Annotated in this window: 1 protein-coding gene; it reads left to right on the top strand. The window is 69.3% G+C overall.

Annotation, left to right across the window (positions count from 1 at the left end):
• Positions 1-475 (top strand): hypothetical protein (locus ON20_RS25680; protein WP_040839543.1); only part of this gene is annotated, 475 nt, incomplete at its 5' end.
• Positions 476-495 lie beyond the last annotated feature (20 nt).

Genomic DNA, 495 nt, shown 5'->3' with positions numbered 1-495 from the left:
CGATATCGCCCCCGGTGGGAAACACCTCGCCGATCCGGGACCTGTCGGCCGCGACGGTGAGGTGCTACACCAGGGCAACCTACCGGCGTCGGGAACCCCGCTGTACCGAGGAGTGGCGCGGCTGCTGCCGGACGGAACGGTCGACCCGCTGTATGGACCGGCCGTTTCCGGTGTGGCCCGCCCGCGTGGACACCGGGATCTGTCGGCCGCCGACCATATCGCCCAGACCGCCGCCCCCGACAGCGACTCCACCTCCTGGAGTCGTCACCGCAGCACCGCGGCCCTGTTCACCGGCGGTGACGGTGTCATCCTGGAATGGCGCACCGGCACGCCACCGGCGGGGGCCTCCTGGCGGTTCAAACCGATCCTGGACGTGGAAGACGACCTGTCCCAGGTCCTGATCCAGGGCACCTTGACCGACGCGCGGGCAGTGCGATACATCGCGGCAGACCCACAGACCGACCACCCCCGGTGAAACCACCCATAATCCTTGCC

The organism is Nocardia brevicatena NBRC 12119 (assembly GCF_000308495.1).
GTDB lineage: Bacteria > Actinomycetota > Actinomycetes > Mycobacteriales > Mycobacteriaceae > Nocardia > Nocardia brevicatena.
Note: the sequence above shows the minus strand (reverse complement) of the source record. Positions and strands in the feature narration are given on the sequence as shown.